Source organism: Pseudomonas sp. o96-267, assembly GCF_003935465.1.
Lineage (GTDB): Bacteria > Pseudomonadota > Gammaproteobacteria > Pseudomonadales > Pseudomonadaceae > Aquipseudomonas > Aquipseudomonas sediminis.
Genome location: NZ_RHQP01000031.1, coordinates 18,853 through 34,636, shown reverse-complemented (window position 1 = coordinate 34,636; position 15,784 = coordinate 18,853). Strand labels below are relative to the sequence as shown.

Here is a 15,784-nt window from a genome sequence, read left to right as displayed (position 1 = left end):
CCGAGAGGGTGGCTCACGCATGGCGAGCCACTTGGGTGGTTCAGTGGGCGAAGGTCTGGAAGCCGTTGTAGGTAGTGCCGTCGCGGTCGAACTCGACCATTTCATAGCCGGCATCGCGGGCGGTGCTGAGCACGCGGTAGAAGTGCTCGCTGAATGCGCCCGCGTACTGCTCTGTCACCGGGGTGTCACTTTCTTGGTCGAGCAGCTTCACGAAGAAGCCGTAGCTGCGTGCCGCCAGCATTCCGCTCTGCCCGTTCTCGGCCATTTCGCTCATCAGAGCCACGTCCTCCTTGGGGAGGTGAGAGAGGGACACCACGACCGACCTGTAGGCGTCCTGGCTGGCGCTCAGCTCAGATGCCGCCGAGCAGCGCTTGCTCAGCTGGTCTTCTACGATGCCCGGCAGGTGCCAGGCGGTGGCATCGCTATCGAGCGCGCCATCAATGGCCAGCTCCACGAGGCCGGCATGGGCGTCTGCGAGACGGTCGCGGGCGAACTCGGCAAGTGTGCTCGCCAGCCCCTCGATAATCAGCACCATGCTGCCTGCGGTCACATCTTCATCTTCACAGCAGATGCCGATCTCTTCCTCGATTTCGCACAGGCGCAGCTTGGATTCTTTGCCCTTGAGCATTTCATAGGCCGCGAGCGCGTCAGCCTGGGTGCCCTCAAGACGGAGCCGGGTGTGAGCTGCGGTCGCCAGCGCCAGCTTGTGGGTTTGAGTCTGGTTGGTGTGAGTCATGGTGCTTTTCTCTTTGTGTGTGGGTGACTAATAATATATATTATTGGAATGGGGAGGCAAGCCCGATACATCGATCTGCTTTCCCCCTCCGGCGCAACGCGCCGCTCTTGCCGGCAGCCGCTGGCCAACGGATTACTCAGGAGTCAGTCATGTACACCGAAAAGATGCTCACCGAAGGCGCCGTAGACGCTGATGACGTTGTGGCCGCAGTGGAGGCTGTTCAGGAGCGCCACCCGTACATCAACGCATGGAACGCCTGTAAACATGCCCAGGTCGAATTTGCGGCCTACAAGGCAGCGCGCATTGAGGTTTACGGACTGGCCGGGTAGGGCAGTCCTCAGTCGCAACGATCACCCACTACGGAGAGAACACATGCAACAAGAGCTGAAGGCATTTCAGGTTGGTGATCACGACATCGTGGCTCATTACAGCGCTGCTGAGGCGCTGGCCTATCTGTGTGAGCAGTACAACTACAGCGATGGCGAGGTGACGATTGATGAAACCTCCGCAGTCAGCGACAAGCTGCTGGATGAGCCGATGCGTGACGAAGAGGGCAACACGTTGCCGCCGCTGCGCGTTGACTTGGTAGCGGCTACCGCTCCGGCGATCCTGCATAGCTGGGAGTGAGCCTATAGCGCAGCAGATACAACAAGGCCCGCATGACGCGGGCCTTTTTCGTTGCAGGGTGGTTTACGCGCTTTCGCCTCGCAGCAGGCCGTAATCATCCTGGCTGCACGCGCCGTCACCGCCATCAAAGTTACCGTGAAGGTCGGCCAGGATCAGGTTGCCGCCTCTGGCTCCGTCATCGAAGCGCAGTTGCCCCGTCCCGCCGCCCCCGAAAACTTGTATGCCAAGCGCCTCTGCTTGCTTCGCATACCTGGACAGTCCGCGTGCGATCCGGGCGACCTCTTTGGGATCAAGGCCAGCGGCCTCGCATTCGTGCTTATTCGTCGTCATGTTTTGGTGATCCAAGATCAGAGGCCGGCCCGCGACTCAAGCTCGCAGCGCTCATCTTCAAGCTCTTCAAATGCCTCGAAAGCCTGCTCAACAACTGCATTGAGTCGCGGGCTCAGTTTCTCGGCCAAATGCGGTGGCAGGATTCCGGCGTGCTCCATTGCATCCATGTAGCCGAGAAAAGCGCGGTGACATGCCTAACCTGGTCGAAATGTTCCATTTCTTTCCTCTTACTGATCGAATGCTGGTCGTGTGGCTGACTGGATTATTCCAGTGTCAGCATGCCGGGTAGCGGGCGCTCTTCATTGTCGAGCCGCATGGCCTCCATCAGCGCCTGCAGGGCTTCAACGGTGCGCGGGCTGCGCTGGCAATGCGTGACGAACTCAATGGAGGGTGCGTAGTCATCGGTGCGCTCAGTCGGTGGAATGACCCGGACGTGGATGTCTCCATCGCTGTCACGGAACAGCGCAAGGCGACCATCGGGACTCATATCTTCGGGGCGTTCGATCAGCATGTGCGCTCCTTCTTGGCAGCAGTCGCGGCGTCGGTGCTCGCGGTGGCTTCGGTCTGTTCTTCGCCCGGCACCTGCACCAGTTTGATTGCTTCATCCCAGTCGCTTGGATCGGCGTCACCGAACAGAAAGGCAAGGCGCATGATGAGGTTCGGGTGCTTCTTCGCCATGAGCAGGGTCGCAGCGCCAGCGCACATGGCCTCATGGCCGGAAGGCGTGTAGTGCTCATGCTCATCATCCCAGTCGCCGCCACGGGCTGAATGCACGGTCTTGTGGCAGTGGAACGTGTTGTGGTCGTCCTGCAACAGGTCATCGACTATGCCCTGCATGCGGCCCTCTCGCAGCTCAATACCGCCGCTCTTACGGAACGGGCAGTTGGCGCACGGCTGCTTCAGGCGCAATGCGTGGCGAAAGGGTGACTTCCTGTCTGGACGGGTACTCATGCTTGGTTTTTACCGATGATTAGCGGGCTGGCCATACCCTGAGTGACTGAGAGGAAAAAGTCCATTTCGTCATCAGTGACGCGAAGGCATTTTGTGGCCCTGAACTCCAGATCACGCTCACGATCACTCACGAGCCAGATCAGGTCACAATCTTGGTGGGCCTTGCAGCTATCGCCATGCCACTCGACAGCTCGCTTGCTCGCCTCATCCTCGCTGCTGGCGCATACCGGCACGTAGGGGCTTGCGATGCTGCCGGCGTATTCGCTGCGGCACTCCACGCGAACGATGTAAAGCTGATTACCTGCTGTGGGCGTTGCCATGCGGCACCTCTGTTCGATTCCGTTTGTGCAATAATATATATAATTGGCATGTTTTCAAGAGAGTATTGCACGGTATAGAATTACCTAATCAAATTCTCTTGAGCTGGACTGAATCTGGAGGCACGCATGGCTGTTGATCTTCCCATCCCCGCGCCCAGCGGCTTTGATTGCTGGAACCGCTCGCTACAGGGAGCGTTCAAGAAGGGCGTACTGGCCTTTCTCGACGGCAAGCCTGTGAGTGATTGTCCGTACCGCGACAAGCGCAAGGACGATGGGCGGCTGTCCTGGTCGCGCAGCTATATCACCGCCTGGCATAGCGGCTACCAGCACTGCCAGCGGCAGCAAGAAGCCGCGTCAGAGTGATCGGTGGCCAGCCGGTACATGGCAACGATTAAGATGCGCCCCGGCCAGCTCGATCTACTTGCCAGCACATGACCTGATGCTGATCAGTTCGGTGGTGCTGTGGCGGCTGGTGGGGTGCGACAACGCATTACTTCGTGAAGGATGCTCAACTATCGCTTGCAACGTGGTTGGCTTCGCCGGTCTGATACAGGCCCCACCGACTTCCCCGCTATCGACGATTTCTTGTAAGAAAGCGCCATGGGCATCGGGCTAGAACTCCAGTGCATCAAGTTGTGGAGAGTGAAGAGCCATACCGGCCTCTTCACTGGCGCTAGGCCACGGCAACTTTGAGTACGGTGCTGATCCGGGTGCCATCCCAACAGTAGCGGTAGTGCGCACCCTGCACCGGGATTGTGACGCCTTTTGGCCGCAGGATCGCAGCGCACTCGTGGCCTGGAAGGCGCACTGAGTTGTAGAGGATTCCGAACGAACCCTGCTCGCGCAGTTCGCGGGCGACGTGCTGGCATGCCGGGTAGCTCGCCATATCAGGGCTGTGCAGCTCGGGCATGCCTCGGACATCGGCCAGCTGCTCTGCAACCTGGTTGACGTAGGAGCGCATGGTCAACTCAAGAGCCGATTCGTTCGTCGCCGCAAGGAAGCGCTCGCTGTGGAAACGAGTTTCCGCAATCGCGGCATCAATCGAGCTGGCGCAGTAGTAAACGCCATAGGTTCCGTCTGTGAAGCGGCTTGGCGCGCCGATGTGAGTGAATGCTGCCATCAGCGGGGATGAACCCGGCCCGCACACACGGTCTTCTGGTGCAACGCGGGCCAGCACGCCGGCTTCGCTCAGTAGGCGGTCATTGGTCAGCCCTTCAATCGCAAACGCCAGCTCAAGGTCGGCAGGGTCGAGCACGTCCTCAAATATGTCGATGGTCGGCAGTGCGCTCTTTACCAGTCGGTAGGCTTTGCGCCAGCTCGGCAGAGTCGTGATAGCTGCTGTCATCCTCGCACCCCATCAAGGTAGCGGCGCACATCGGCCAAGTCGATCATCCGGCCATTGAGCATGTAGTCCATCGCGCTCTGTCCGTTGAATGGCGCGGCCTTGTTCGGCTTCTTGACCCACTGATAGGCGCTGCTCTCGGGCGCTGCACTGAAGATGATGCGCAGCGCCTTGTGGATGCCCATGAGGTAGGAGATACGCTCCATCAAATCGCGGGACAGTGCCACCTCGGGAAGCATCTTGTACTTGTGGAAAGTCGTCCTGCCGATGCTGCCAAGCAAGACCTTCTGCTCTTCGGCTGTGCAGCCCCATTTCTCCATCAGGCTGAAGAAGAAAGAGAGCGCTACGCGCCCAGCTTGCGGCGTATTCGTATCGCTGTTGGTGCTTTTGACTACTCGCATGGTGTTGCTCCTACGGTGTATCCGTTGGCATCAGTCTATGTCCACATGCGAACAAAATCAATGAAAAGATACGCATGCGAACCTTATAGGGAGGGCGGCATGCCTGCTGAAATGTTTCCTATAGTTAAATAAAATACTTGCTTTGATGTTTCCTATAGTTCAACATGTGCCCGTCGAATCAAGTTTTCGGAGAGCACAATGAGCGCCATTCAGATGCTGATGCCGAGCATGGCCGCAGAGGTCAGCCCAGCAAAATCCAGCGCCAGCAGCAATGCGTCCCTGGATGAGAAGATCGCAGGCGCTATTGAGGCCATTCAACGGCATGTAAAAATGGGAATGACACCCATTATTGCTTTCAGCGCAGGAAAAGACAGTTCGGTAACGCTCAGTCTGGCGATTACGGCTTTCCGCCAGTTGAAAGCTGAGGGCTTCAATGTGCCGACCCTCCACGTCATGCACTCCGACACCTTGGTCGAGAACCCGGCGCTGGTGGGATACAACAAGCGCCAGCTCAAGAAGATTGAGCAATACAGTGAGCGCAGCGGCCTCAGCATCCGCGTATGGGTGGCAAAGCCGGGGTTGAGCGGTGATTACCTGGTCAGCATGATCGGCGGGCGCACGATTGCGTCGGTGGGCAATAACGCCAAGTGCCAGCAGTCACTGAAAGCAGTGCCGATGGCCCGCCTGCGTCGCCTCATTCGCAAAGAAGTCGCAGAGCAAGCAGGCGTGAAACCGGCTGATGCGCCACTGTTCTCCCTGATCGGAACCCGCTTCGACGAATCGGCAGCGCGCAAGCGTGCTATGGAGGCGAGGGGCGAGAGTGCGCTCGATGCTGTGGAGGTTATGTCAGGCTCGGGCGAACTGGTGCTGAGTCCTATCGCGCAGTTCACTGAGTTTGACGTTTTCGAGTACATCGGGCGTGTGCGCTCTGAGCAGATCGAGTGCTACGACGATTTCAGCGAGCTTGTAGCTGTCTACCGCTCGATGAACGGCGGGGAGTGCATGGTTAATGCGTACCTGGCGGGTAAGAGCCAGTCGTCTTCTCCATGTTCAGCCTCAGGTCGCTCTGGTTGCTGGGCATGCTGCCGAGTGAGCCGCGACACCAGCGCCGAGAACATGATTGCGTCTGACTCGGGCGAGTACCGCTGGATGGAGCCGTTGAATCGCTTTCGCAACTTCCTGATGGCCCGCCACTTCGACCCGGCAGCACGCTGCTGGCTGGGGCGCACGGTGAACGAAGAGACGGGTACTGTGCAGCTGTCTCCGAACAGCTACAGCCCGGCCTTCACCTTGCAGCTGCTGGCGCTGGCGCTGTCGATCCAGGCGAACGAGCAGCTGGCCGCGAGCAAGGCCGGTGTCCCGCCGCGCTTCACCCTGCTGTCGCTGCGGCAGGTGATCGCTATCGACATGCTCTGGGGGCGCTATGGCTACCAGAAGCCGTTCACGGCGCTGCGCATCTACAAGGCGGTGTATGAGCAGGGCAAGCGCTGGCGCATCCCAGACGTTGCGTCGATGCCGACCTTCACCGAGAAGGACATTGCCTTTCGTGGCGAGGTGCCTTTCTGCGACGAAGAGTACAACGATGTTTTCAACGGGCTGCGCAACCTCAGTGCAGCTGCTGCGGACTGCGAGTCGCTGACCGTCACGCGCAGTGGTGCGCTGATGACCGCCGTGAACGAGGGCGCGGAGTTCGACGTGGACGAAGAGGGTGCGGAATTGTTCTGGGAGTTTGAGAGCGACCGAGCACTCAAGCGCATTGGCGTTACTCAAGCCCCGTCAGAGGTGGTTCACTACTTCCTTGGCCTGGGTACTGTCGAGCTGTTCAAGGGCACTCACGGCGAGTGGAACCGTATGCTGAAGCTCAGCAACCAGATACACCGCAGTGGCCTCACGCCGATCTTGCACGACCCGCAAGCTATCATGGCGCGACTTGGGGGCGGTCAGGTGGCCAGCGGCGCGCAAATGCCGATGTTCTGATCTGCTTTTCCCCGCTCCTGCCGGCACAGCCGGCACCTCTGAATTACAGCAACTGAATCGCGAGGGTGCGATGGACTCATTCCCAAAGGAGCTGCTGGCGCAGCTGCCCGTTATGCCGTCGCATGAGGGCACCTGGCAGTCGATCTACATGGAGCCGATCATGTGCTCTGGTGAGCGCATTGCTGTCGCGGTGATCGCGTTTGATCGCGCCGGCTGCGACGTTCTCAAGGTGCTCTCGTCATCGCGCCTCGCGGACTTGTTCGGGCCTCAAGCTGGCGCTATGTCGAACATGATCGATCTGGTTGCCGGGGCAGCACTGCGCCACGGTGCAGGCGGTAGCATGGATGGCTTTCAGTCGCCGCTCAGTGGCGTAACGCTGGGGGCGCCTCGTGAGGCGGCGGGCGATGATCGGGCGGATATCTTGCAGCAGGCAGCTTCGCTCAGCAGCTGCTTCTACGTTCAGGAGTGAAAGATGAAGCAGAGCATTAACCGGTTACTCAGCATGCCCTATTGGGCGGTCAGCTTGCTCGTCAGTGTAGTGTTCGCCGCAGGGCTTCTTACGGAGTTGAGCCTTGCGGTGAGTTTTGCAGATGCAATCAGGATTGCGCCTGTTTTCGGGCTGCTCTCGTTGTGCGGCTTTGCGGTTGTACGCATTCACAATGCCAGGCAAAGCGAAGGGGGTCGGCTGTGACCCGCAGTGAGCAGACTGAGAGCTTTGTTCGGGCGACTATCAGGATCGTGGAGAGTGTTGAAACCAGCGATGACCCGGAGCACTTCCACACTGGCCCAGATTATGACGTTTACGAAGTGACTGTTGAATTTGGGCCTGAGTCAGCATTTCTGGCGTGGTTTGGGCAGGACAATGAATACGACCTCTGCCGTGTGGGTGACACCTGCCAGTTCATTGATCTTGGCGGGGATGCCCCAGAGGACGGGGAAGTCATCGAGCTGACCTTTGAAGATTTCTTTCCTCGGTGGCTTGATATGTCTGTACGCATTGCACAAGCCAAAATTCACAGCATGTCCCGCAAAGCAATCGCCCAGCTGGATCATGCCTAAACACGGCTAGGAAATTATGCAGCTGAAGAACGCTATACAACTGACCAAAGAACAACGCGCCGCTCGCCGCGAAGCCGCTATCACTGCTTTGCGTGAGCACTTCACTGGCCATGGCGCTGGCGCCCGGAGTGGGAAATTCCTGCGACGTGCAGCGATGTCTTCGCTCGGATGGTTCACCAAGCTGATGCTGTTGGCTCCCTTTGCGGTCATGGCTGTCGCGCTCGCGGGCGGTTCCCCTCTCAAGCAACTACATGCGTGGATGGTGCAGTGAAGCGTAAGAAAGCAGTGCCAGCCCCCGAGCATCATCCTGCCCGCATCGACGCGATGACCGAGCGGATGATCCTAAAGGGGGAGAGCTGGGAAGCTGCACGTAAGCGCGCGGTGGTGAAGCTCGACGCACAGGATCGCTGGACTGGTGAGCGCTTCCACGCACAAGAGAGAATCGAGGATCTGGCCGAGCGGATCGCTCGCCCTGGTGAAGACTGGGAGAGCACGCGCCAGCGCGCCATCGTGATGCTCGACGTGAGCCTGCGCAATCCTGAGCAAGACCCCTTGGGTGTCGAGGCTCTGGCTTCGCAGATCGCCTATCCTGGCGAGAGCTGGGACAGTGCGTCTCAGCGGGCTTCACAGTTGATGGCCGAGCCGACGATGCCCGAGCCGACGATGCCCGAGCCGGTGGCTGTGCAGTCGGGTAGGGTGCCTGTACCGGAGAAGGGGTCTAGGCCCGCCCACGACACGCAGCCCTGCTACGCCTGCGGTGAAATGTCGGTGCCTCATGGGATGTTCTGCCCTGAGTGTTATGGGTATCACCTGGGCGAAGAGGATGAGCCGGCGCTGCGCAAGCCGATCTGGCCGGGCAGGCCGGGCGACCCGTGGGCCGAGTTCAATGCTGAAGCCGATGCGCACGATCTTGATATGCGGATGCCGGAGCGGCTGCGTCAGAAGAGGCCCGCGACAAAGCCGCAGCAAGCCCCAAGCGAGTAGCCCCTACCGGCGCACCGCGCCGCCGCTGAATACAGACAAGGAGAGTAGTAATGTTCGCGGATGACCCTGGTAACGAAGTTTCACCGCTCTCTGAGCTGACGCTTGATGACGCGAATAGCCTCGTAGGCAAGACCGTTGCTCGTGTCGAAGCTCGGGAGCATGTGCTTACCCTCGTTTTCGAGGGTGGCGAGCAGCTGGCAGTCACTGGGCACCAGTTCAGCGGTTGCGCCCTTGGGGTGACCTACACGGCAGACACGACCGAGTGAGAACAGACAGCGCTCTACTCGATCTGCTCGCGCCAGCCATTGCTGCGCCAGTTGAGTGCGCTTGGCCAGTATCGAGCTTGTGCAGGCCGGCGTTGCGTTCAAGACCTACATAGGGCGCATGGAGCGAAGAGGCCAGCCAGACCGGTGCATCTCGCTGCACTACTGGATTGTGCTCGATGATGGCCGGCTGATCGGATGTTCTGCCACGCTCTTATCAACCCAGATGCCTTTGTAACACCAAAGGCTTATTCGCCCTCGGTTTTATGGACTGCTTCCTGGGCGGCGTGCTCGTTCTGGCTATCAAGCAGCTGCAGCAGCTCTGCGATTTTGCTGGCCGGCAGACTCACCGCGACCATCTTAGCGTTATTTTCGGCGCCCTCTTCAGTGGAGGCCTGGTAATCGCCCAGTGCGTCACGCAGGCTGCCTGAGATTTCGCTGATCGATTTCAGCGAGGTGCGCACGACCTTCATCGAGAGCTTCGGCGCGACACCAGGGCGAGGGGCAGCCGGTGCGCGATGCTTCATGGTGGCCTTGGTCTTGCCGGCAGCCGCTGCGTTTTCCAGCATCTGGCGGACAACCTTGCCATGAGGCTCGCCGGTTTCCTTCTCGTTGCGGAGCAGCTCGATGACGGCGGTAGCGGCGATCTTCTTCTCGCGGATAGCCTGCTTAACGGCCTCGTCGGCTTCGACCAGGATCAGCTGCTGGCTCACATGCTCGGGCACTTTGCCAATGCGCTCTGCGATCTTCTGCATCGGCATGCCCTGATTGAGCAGCGTGCGGTAGGCCTCGGCACGCGACACCGGGTCAACATCCAGCGAGTTTTGCGAGTTGAGCATCAGCAGGATCGTGTCGCTGGCGTTGCCCTTGAACTCGCGCATTTCCAGCTGCAGGTGCGCCATTTCCGGCTTTTCGCGCACCAGCTCCTGAGCTGCCAGCGTGCGGTGGTAGCCGTGCTTCAGCACGATCTGGCCCTGCTCGACGGTCACATCAATAGGGGGGAACACATCGCCGCGAAGGAAGGCCTGCTTGTACTCAGCAATGGTTTCCGGGCTGATCGGACGAATGTTGCGCTCGGGATAAACCTTGATGTCGAGCGGGCTTGCCGAGTAGACGCGCGGGCGCCCCAGCGGCTGTACTGATTCGTCGACTTTGGCCTCGCTGGCTCGTTGTTCAGCGTAGGCGCGCAGGGAGGTCGAAGGCTTTGCGGTCATGTTTCACCTCACATCCGTAATGGGGTGCTGCCATTGCAGCACGTTTTTGATTACACGGTCAGCTGCTCAAGCAGCGACCGAGATAGGGCACAGGCGTTCAATGTCGCGGCGCACAAAAGCCGGCTCACGCCTGAGCCAGGCGTAGATCGAGGACGTGGGGGTAGAGGTAGAGTGGTGGCGGATGAAGTGCGCCGCCTCCTGCCCCACGTAGAAGGCCTGACCGATGATCGTGCGGTTGTCGATCCAGAAGCGCGCATCACGGCAGCGCAGCAGCGCATACAGCGCCTTCCAAACGCCTGCGCCGAGGCGATCACCACGCTCAGCAGCCACGGTCATGGCCGGCAGGAAGCGCTTCATGCACTCCTTGCGCAGGCTCTCAGCCCACGAGCATCGCTTGGGAGTGCCAAGCATCGGATACACGGCAACATCAAACGGTGCGGCACCGCCATCGGTGGTCAGCCAGGTATTCACCAGCTCGACGCAATCAGGGCAGAGGGTGCAACGAGCTTGCTGCAATTCCGAACGGACATCTCGGGTGCTGCGTGAGTAAACGCGGGCGGTGCCGCTATGACCGCAAGCATGCGTGATGGCGTTAGTGACGGCTTTGGTCTGCATCGTTGTGACCCTCTGTTGGTGCGTGTTGTGACCAATAATATATATAATTAGAGTGCGCGCAAGAGGGTGAGCCGAAATTTCTTATATTTTTTTCAGACGTTAAATCTTTCTGCGCGTGTCCGTGTCGCGCAAACGCCCGTGCCCCGTGGCTTGTCGCCTCGTAAGGCCCCTGGCAGCGCGTGGCTGAGCTTCTTTGCGCGTGACCGTGTTCCTTGGCCGGGTTTACGAAGACTGGGTTTAATAGGGCCTACAGGCGGGCAATGGCCGCACTGAGTCGATCAAGGAAACCCCATGAATCTCCCTATGCGCTATCTGGCGCTTGCCCCCGTACTGCTTGCCAGTGCCGGTTGCGCTGTAACACCGCCGCCACCTCCCCAGCCGCCCACGGTCTACGCTGTGCCGGTCTATGTGGTGCCCAACTGCTCGGATGCACCTGGGCGTTGCTACTGGATCGAGCCGCCAGAGCTGGATGACGGCAGTGAAGAGCCGCCGCAGCAGGAAGTGAGAGAAGTGGGTATCGCACTCTGATACCTGCACTACTGATGAATGAGGATGCTCCGTGGCAAACCACCAGGATATGAAGAGCATTACCCTTGGCGTCAGCGTCTACGAGCTGGACGACCTGCCTCCTGCGCTTTACCCGCAGTTGCGAAAGCCCGGTTGAGGATCGCGATGGGGAGGGCTATTGCATTACCGGCGAGTGCTTCACCAGCGTCGAAGTTCAAGACCAGCGTGATCTGTTCAGCGCCCCCTGAGCGCCGGTCACCTGCAGATGCAACAAGGCCCACCGAAGTGGGCCTTTGTTTACCTGCTCTAAGCGGGCGTATCAGCTGTCCTGCGCCGCTTTACTCTCACTGGACAGCTGGCGCTTGCGGGCTGCCTTGACGGCCTTGCGGAACCACTTGGAGCCGCCCAGCGCGAGGAAGTCGGACCATGTGTCGTCGTCGCAAGTGACCGAGCGGATGTTCATCTTGCCTTCCCCGATCTGGGCATTCTTCGTGCCGCGCATGGAGAGCTGTTTGGCCGACTGCAGGCGGTCGGTGTTACCGGAAAAGCGTTTCCAGCGGCCATCCTCCAGATGCACGATCTGGCCCGGCTGCTCGACGGCTATCGACATTGCCTGGTGCAGCTCGCTCGGCACCTGATCAGGCGATGAATACACCTTGCTGCGGCTCTTGATCGTCTGGTGGTACGTGCCGAATGCCTTGGCTGCCTGGTTGATACTGCTGGCGACGATGCAGCACTCAACGCCGTTTGCGTTGTAGTGGATGTAAAGCACCTTTTCATTCATGGGGTACGTCCTAGACAAGCCGCCAGCGCTGTAGCGCGACCGGGTACGGGGCCTCATAGACCGTTGGAGTAGTGGATGCCGCCTTGCACGAAGCCGATCATCATCCCGGCGAAGAAGTATTCGGTCAGCCCGCTATCGCTCGTGAGCGAGCCGTAGCTGTGCGCGGTTACTTCCAGCGGGGGCAGGCCTACCTCGGCGCGCTCGGCGTTCTCGCGCTCGGCCTGGCCGACGATGATAGCTTGGAACTCTTCTGGGCTGATCTGCTTCATGCTGTGAAACTCCGGCGATTATAGGGTGAATGGCGTTTCAAGGGGCGCCCCCCACCGCTGAGCAAGGCTCAGCGCCTTTGTCAGCTACTGTTTCGGCTGAAAGCGCGAGGCCTGACGGCCAAGGCTGCTATAGGGTGTCGTGCTGCACGCGGTCACGCTGGGAGCGTTGTAGCGGACGCCAAAAACATCGGTGCAACCAAATTCCTGTCCTGCCTGATCAACAAAGCACTGGGCCTGATAACCAGCGGCTTTGACAGCCTCGGCAAAGCGCTGGGCGCTTGCCTGGCTTATGAAATAGAGCTGATCGTTTTTCTCGGTCGCAGCGCAGAACGCTTGCGGGGCGTGGTCCGTGATCAGCACGGCGCAATGATCGGGCGATGCGGGGATGGCGCATTCAAGCTGTAGAGCTGGCATGGGGTGTCCCTCGTGTGCGTGTTTGACTAACTATATATATGATTAGAGTCGGACGCAAACAGCTGGGCCTGATTTAGGCCCAGCTAGCAGAGGGTTATGCGGAGAGGTCGGTGGAGAGGGCGTGCATGAAGAACGCATGCGAGAGAACGGTATGCATGTTGCTGCGGTTTTCCTTCGCCAGTTGGCGAATCTGCTGCAGGGTCGAGGGGTAAATGCGGAACGAGAGCGTCTGCTTGCCCGACCGGCTGCCCGGCTTGGGGTCGGCCAAGAGGTTTTCGCGCTCTTCTTTGCTCTCTCGCATCAGCCTGGATATGGCTAGATCAACCCACTCGGGCCAGCTCTGCTTGCTGTGATCGATGCTCGTCCTGACAGCTTCGGCCACCTCGGGGGACAGGCTGACCTGGTAGGGCACGGCAACCTCTTGATCGCTTGCGACTGAGGCGAGTGCGCGGCGGCTCATTGCTGCTCCCCTTCTGCGTCTTCATCCAGTCGGTCAAGGTCAGTGAACAGTCGCGACAGCACCTCAGAAAACATCTTCTTGCGCGCCTTGTCGGGTGCCCCCGCCCATCCGGTACGGATGGCCTTTATCCGCGTTTGGGTTTCCTCGCTGAGTCCCTGCATATCACCGAGCAAGTCAATGAAGCGCATGCCGCCTTCGGTCCCTGGGATACGAGCCTTGAACTGCGGCAGAGGTGGGGCCGGGGGCGTGTTGCGCGCGGGAGTGGCATCGTTCGCCGGGGTGGCAACTGCAGCAACAGGGGGAGGTGCTGGCGGCTCTATACCGGTACTCTCGTACTCGACCATGCGTTTAGAGGCATGCTCGTATGCTGTGCGCAGGCTGGTGTAAGCGCCAGCAACGATCTGGGCTAACAGCGGGTCATTCTCGTCGAGGCGGCAGATAGCGCGGTAGTAGGCACACTGAGTCCTGCCGCCGCCGATAACCGCCTGCAGCTCCTTGATGGTGATGCGGTTGTTTCGAGGGCCGCATGGCTCGCCGGTACTCACGGCCATTACCTTGCGGATGCTCTCTGCGATTGCGGCAATGCTCAGGTCGCTGCGGCTGACGTTTTCGAGCAGGCGGATAACGTCTGCTGTATCTGGATCGATCTGGCGCAGGATGACGCGGGCATGGGTGAGGCCGGCAATCTGGCACGCCGTCCAACGACGCTCGCCCGCTACGATTTCACCTTCCAGCGTTGCGACAATAGGCTGAATGAGGCCTTTGCCGTTGATCGTTACCGCGAGGTCGATCAGGTCTTCCCAGACGCCGTAGGACTCGGCTGAAATGGTGCCCTTCAGGCCGGACATAAAGTTATCGAGGCGCTGGGTCCAGCTCGCGATATTTTCGCCCGGTTGCTTTTTAAGCTCTTCGATTCGCTCGCGCGTTACGCCTGCGGCATCAAGACTTTTGCGGCGTGGGTTGTGTACCGAGGGGATGATCTTTGCGAGTGGATAACTGGTATCCATCCGCTCGGAGCGCGCCGCTTCCATTTCGAGCAGGTGCGCAGCTGCCACGTTAGCGTGGTCGTCGATGACAGCGCCGAGTTGGCGACGACTAGACATTTTCGGCCTCCTTCTGAGCGCTCTTCATTACCACGCCTGCCGCGATCTTGTTCATCAAGTGCTTGCTGAACTTACGCGCCTCAAACTCGATCTGCGTGCCCTCAAGGTCGGTTACCTGGTCAGGCGTGTTGCGCCAGTCATCAGTCTCCGAATAGCCGATACGGCGCGAGAGCTTGACGGGCATCAGGTACTTGCCGAACACCGGATGGTCGCGGAGCTTCTTCAGGTGCAGGGTGTGCAGTCGCGTGGATTGCACCATGTTCGGCAGCAGCCCCAGCAGCTCAAGCGGGATATCGCCGGAGCGCTGCGAAGACAGGCTGTGAACGTAGCTGATGATCGAGTACACGCCCTCTACAGGCTGCGGCTCTGGAACGAATGGGATGTAGCAGTGGGTGGCGGCAGTCAGTGCCGCATCGATCAGGGGGGTCTTGCTTGGCTGGGTGTCGATGATCACGCAGCAGTATTTATCGACAAGTCGATCACCGGGCTTCGCGCCCACGTCGCGCAGCCAGTTGCGCATCATCTGGCCCAGCTTCTCGCGTGACGCCTTCGGCACCAGCATGACTTCGTTCATCTGCTCTTCGTGAGCCGGCACGACATGGATCAGAGGGTTTGCCGTTTCGTAAGGCTCAGGCGCAACAGGCTCACCCAGCTCCAGCAAGTCAAGCCAGAGGTCGCAGACGGATGAGTAGGGGACCGTATCATTTTCCAACTTCGGATGCGGCTTTGGAATGCGCGTCCCATTTTCACAGGTCTTGAGCAGCTGCCAGCGCCGGCTGGTATTACCCTGCGGGTCGAGGTCGATGACCAGGACAGGCTTGCCGCGATTGAAGGCTTTATCGTCAGCCATTGCTTGGGCAAGCACACGGCTAGTGGTCGTTTTGCCGACGCCTCCTTTGTAGTTGGTGGAGACGATCACGGGAACGGGCATGGCTGACTTCCTTGCTGGTTATACGTGTGAAATTTACGATTCGTGGCCTGAGTCTACACGCTGAAAATATACGCGCAAGTTTACGCGGGTAAATTTACGGCGTATTGGCCAGTCGTGCCGCCTTCGTCACGCCGTTTCCGGCGCATTGCGACAGCGCCCCGCCAAGCATATTGCCCGGCCAATCCCTCGCGCGCTCGGATACGGCGCTGGGCTAAAGTGCGGGCAAACCTCTTGCGCTGATAAGATGGGCTGACCTAGCTTGGTGGCAAGCACCACCCGCACTACAGCAGGACGGCGAACCTGGCCAGCCACTCCATATTCTGCTGCTGAGGATCGTTCGCCGCGCTCAGTGCCTCGATAATTTCCAGACGGCGGGGGCGGATTGGGTTCTACCCCATTTCCTCGCGTGCATATTGGCTTCACCCCTTACATAAGCCAGATATGGATCAACGAGCACGATGGTAGACTCACGCCATTTGGCGCAAGCATGGCGCCTG

The 15,784-nt window shown here is 59.6% G+C and carries 26 protein-coding genes; 11 read left to right on the top strand and 15 right to left on the bottom strand.

Annotated features, from left to right (window positions below; genetic code table 11):
• Positions 1–40: 40 nt before the first annotated feature.
• Positions 41–736 carry a hypothetical protein gene (locus tag EGJ86_RS19345; protein WP_125836260.1) on the bottom strand — a complete coding sequence of 232 codons (696 nt, stop codon included), beginning with the start codon at positions 734–736 and terminating at the stop codon, positions 41–43.
• 149 nt (positions 737–885) lie between these two features.
• Between EGJ86_RS19345 and EGJ86_RS19340 the strand changes: the two genes are divergently transcribed.
• Complete coding sequence (locus tag EGJ86_RS19340; RefSeq protein WP_125836259.1) at positions 886–1,065, top strand: hypothetical protein; 180 nt, start codon at positions 886–888, stop codon at positions 1,063–1,065.
• A 43-nt stretch (positions 1,066–1,108) separates the two neighbouring features.
• On the top strand, positions 1,109–1,363 hold the full coding sequence (locus EGJ86_RS19335; protein WP_125836258.1) for a hypothetical protein: 255 nt from the start codon (positions 1,109–1,111) through the stop codon (positions 1,361–1,363).
• 63 nt (positions 1,364–1,426) lie between these two features.
• Here EGJ86_RS19335 and EGJ86_RS19330 read toward each other — a convergent pair whose 3' ends face one another.
• The 4 genes from EGJ86_RS19330 to EGJ86_RS19315 all read right to left on the bottom strand — a co-directional run bounded on the left by EGJ86_RS19330 (position 1,427) and on the right by EGJ86_RS19315 (position 2,964).
• The gene (locus EGJ86_RS19330; protein ID WP_125836257.1) at positions 1,427–1,693 is read right to left on the bottom strand and encodes a hypothetical protein; all 267 of its coding nucleotides are present in this window, start codon (positions 1,691–1,693) and stop codon (positions 1,427–1,429) included.
• Positions 1,694–1,955: 262 nt separating this feature from the next.
• Positions 1,956–2,204, bottom strand: a complete 249-nt coding sequence (locus tag EGJ86_RS19325; protein ID WP_125836256.1) for a hypothetical protein — start codon at positions 2,202–2,204, stop codon at positions 1,956–1,958.
• Positions 2,198–2,644, bottom strand: coding sequence for a hypothetical protein (locus tag EGJ86_RS19320; protein WP_256672479.1), 447 nt, complete (start codon positions 2,642–2,644; stop codon positions 2,198–2,200). The genes EGJ86_RS19325 and EGJ86_RS19320 overlap by 7 nt, the downstream gene beginning before the upstream one ends.
• Complete coding sequence (locus EGJ86_RS19315; protein ID WP_125836255.1) at positions 2,641–2,964, bottom strand: hypothetical protein; 324 nt, start codon at positions 2,962–2,964, stop codon at positions 2,641–2,643. Before EGJ86_RS19315 ends, EGJ86_RS19320 begins: the two co-directional genes overlap by 4 nt.
• Before the next feature lie 126 nt (positions 2,965–3,090).
• On the opposite strand from EGJ86_RS19315, the gene EGJ86_RS19310 reads away from it, so the two are divergent.
• Complete coding sequence (locus tag EGJ86_RS19310) at positions 3,091–3,327, top strand: Rmf/CrpP family protein (RefSeq protein ID WP_125836254.1); 237 nt, start codon at positions 3,091–3,093, stop codon at positions 3,325–3,327.
• Between the two features lie 310 nt (positions 3,328–3,637).
• On the opposite strand, the gene EGJ86_RS19305 is transcribed toward EGJ86_RS19310, so the two are convergent.
• Together EGJ86_RS19305 and EGJ86_RS19300 are read right to left on the bottom strand one after the other, a co-directional pair.
• On the bottom strand, positions 3,638–4,309 hold the full coding sequence (locus EGJ86_RS19305) for an RES family NAD+ phosphorylase (protein ID WP_125836253.1): 672 nt from the start codon (positions 4,307–4,309) through the stop codon (positions 3,638–3,640).
• Positions 4,306–4,707 (bottom strand): MbcA/ParS/Xre antitoxin family protein, encoded by a 402-nt coding sequence (locus EGJ86_RS19300; protein ID WP_125836252.1) that lies wholly within the window; start codon positions 4,705–4,707, stop codon positions 4,306–4,308. Before EGJ86_RS19300 ends, EGJ86_RS19305 begins: the two co-directional genes overlap by 4 nt.
• A 198-nt stretch (positions 4,708–4,905) precedes the next feature.
• Between EGJ86_RS19300 and EGJ86_RS19295 the strand changes: the two genes are divergently transcribed.
• From EGJ86_RS19295 to EGJ86_RS19265, 7 genes are all read left to right on the top strand, one after another.
• Positions 4,906–6,684 carry a phosphoadenosine phosphosulfate reductase family protein gene (locus EGJ86_RS19295; protein ID WP_125836251.1) on the top strand — a complete coding sequence of 593 codons (1,779 nt, stop codon included), beginning with the start codon at positions 4,906–4,908 and terminating at the stop codon, positions 6,682–6,684.
• 70 nt (positions 6,685–6,754) lie between these two features.
• The gene (locus tag EGJ86_RS19290; protein WP_125836250.1) at positions 6,755–7,153 is read left to right on the top strand and encodes a hypothetical protein; all 399 of its coding nucleotides are present in this window, start codon (positions 6,755–6,757) and stop codon (positions 7,151–7,153) included.
• A gap of 3 nt (positions 7,154–7,156) precedes the next feature.
• Positions 7,157–7,375 carry a hypothetical protein gene (locus EGJ86_RS19285; RefSeq protein ID WP_125836249.1) on the top strand — a complete coding sequence of 73 codons (219 nt, stop codon included), beginning with the start codon at positions 7,157–7,159 and terminating at the stop codon, positions 7,373–7,375.
• Positions 7,372–7,743, top strand: a complete 372-nt coding sequence (locus EGJ86_RS19280) for a hypothetical protein (RefSeq protein WP_125836248.1) — start codon at positions 7,372–7,374, stop codon at positions 7,741–7,743. Before EGJ86_RS19285 ends, EGJ86_RS19280 begins: the two co-directional genes overlap by 4 nt.
• Before the next feature lie 16 nt (positions 7,744–7,759).
• Entirely contained in the window at positions 7,760–8,014 is a 255-nt protein-coding gene (locus EGJ86_RS19275) for a hypothetical protein (protein ID WP_125836247.1), read from the top strand.
• The gene (locus tag EGJ86_RS19270; RefSeq protein ID WP_125836246.1) at positions 8,011–8,727 is read left to right on the top strand and encodes a hypothetical protein; all 717 of its coding nucleotides are present in this window, start codon (positions 8,011–8,013) and stop codon (positions 8,725–8,727) included. The genes EGJ86_RS19275 and EGJ86_RS19270 overlap by 4 nt, the downstream gene beginning before the upstream one ends.
• 50 nt (positions 8,728–8,777) lie before the next feature.
• Positions 8,778–8,993, top strand: a complete 216-nt coding sequence (locus tag EGJ86_RS19265) for a hypothetical protein (protein ID WP_125836245.1) — start codon at positions 8,778–8,780, stop codon at positions 8,991–8,993.
• 245 nt (positions 8,994–9,238) lie between these two features.
• Here the strand turns inward: EGJ86_RS19265 and EGJ86_RS19260 are convergent, their stop codons facing one another.
• Together EGJ86_RS19260 and EGJ86_RS19255 are read right to left on the bottom strand one after the other, a co-directional pair.
• Complete coding sequence (locus tag EGJ86_RS19260; protein WP_125836244.1) at positions 9,239–10,204, bottom strand: hypothetical protein; 966 nt, start codon at positions 10,202–10,204, stop codon at positions 9,239–9,241.
• Between the two features lie 66 nt (positions 10,205–10,270).
• Positions 10,271–10,819 carry a hypothetical protein gene (locus tag EGJ86_RS19255; protein WP_125836243.1) on the bottom strand — a complete coding sequence of 183 codons (549 nt, stop codon included), beginning with the start codon at positions 10,817–10,819 and terminating at the stop codon, positions 10,271–10,273.
• Between the two features lie 291 nt (positions 10,820–11,110).
• Between EGJ86_RS19255 and EGJ86_RS19250 the strand changes: the two genes are divergently transcribed.
• Entirely contained in the window at positions 11,111–11,347 is a 237-nt protein-coding gene (locus EGJ86_RS19250) for a hypothetical protein (protein ID WP_125836242.1), read from the top strand.
• Between the two features lie 298 nt (positions 11,348–11,645).
• Here the strand turns inward: EGJ86_RS19250 and EGJ86_RS19245 are convergent, their stop codons facing one another.
• The 6 genes from EGJ86_RS19245 to EGJ86_RS19220 all read right to left on the bottom strand — a co-directional run bounded on the left by EGJ86_RS19245 (position 11,646) and on the right by EGJ86_RS19220 (position 15,287).
• Complete coding sequence (locus EGJ86_RS19245; protein WP_125836241.1) at positions 11,646–12,110, bottom strand: hypothetical protein; 465 nt, start codon at positions 12,108–12,110, stop codon at positions 11,646–11,648.
• Positions 12,111–12,163: 53 nt separating this feature from the next.
• Positions 12,164–12,379, bottom strand: coding sequence for a hypothetical protein (locus tag EGJ86_RS19240; protein ID WP_125836240.1), 216 nt, complete (start codon positions 12,377–12,379; stop codon positions 12,164–12,166).
• Positions 12,380–12,463: 84 nt separating this feature from the next.
• Entirely contained in the window at positions 12,464–12,793 is a 330-nt protein-coding gene (locus tag EGJ86_RS19235) for a hypothetical protein (RefSeq protein ID WP_125836239.1), read from the bottom strand.
• Positions 12,794–12,887: 94 nt separating this feature from the next.
• Entirely contained in the window at positions 12,888–13,253 is a 366-nt protein-coding gene (locus tag EGJ86_RS19230) for a hypothetical protein (RefSeq protein WP_125836238.1), read from the bottom strand.
• On the bottom strand, positions 13,250–14,356 hold the full coding sequence (locus tag EGJ86_RS19225; RefSeq protein ID WP_125836237.1) for a ParB N-terminal domain-containing protein: 1,107 nt from the start codon (positions 14,354–14,356) through the stop codon (positions 13,250–13,252). Before EGJ86_RS19225 ends, EGJ86_RS19230 begins: the two co-directional genes overlap by 4 nt.
• Positions 14,349–15,287, bottom strand: coding sequence for a ParA family protein (locus EGJ86_RS19220; protein WP_125836236.1), 939 nt, complete (start codon positions 15,285–15,287; stop codon positions 14,349–14,351). Before EGJ86_RS19220 ends, EGJ86_RS19225 begins: the two co-directional genes overlap by 8 nt.
• Between the last annotated feature and the right edge of the window lie 497 nt (positions 15,288–15,784).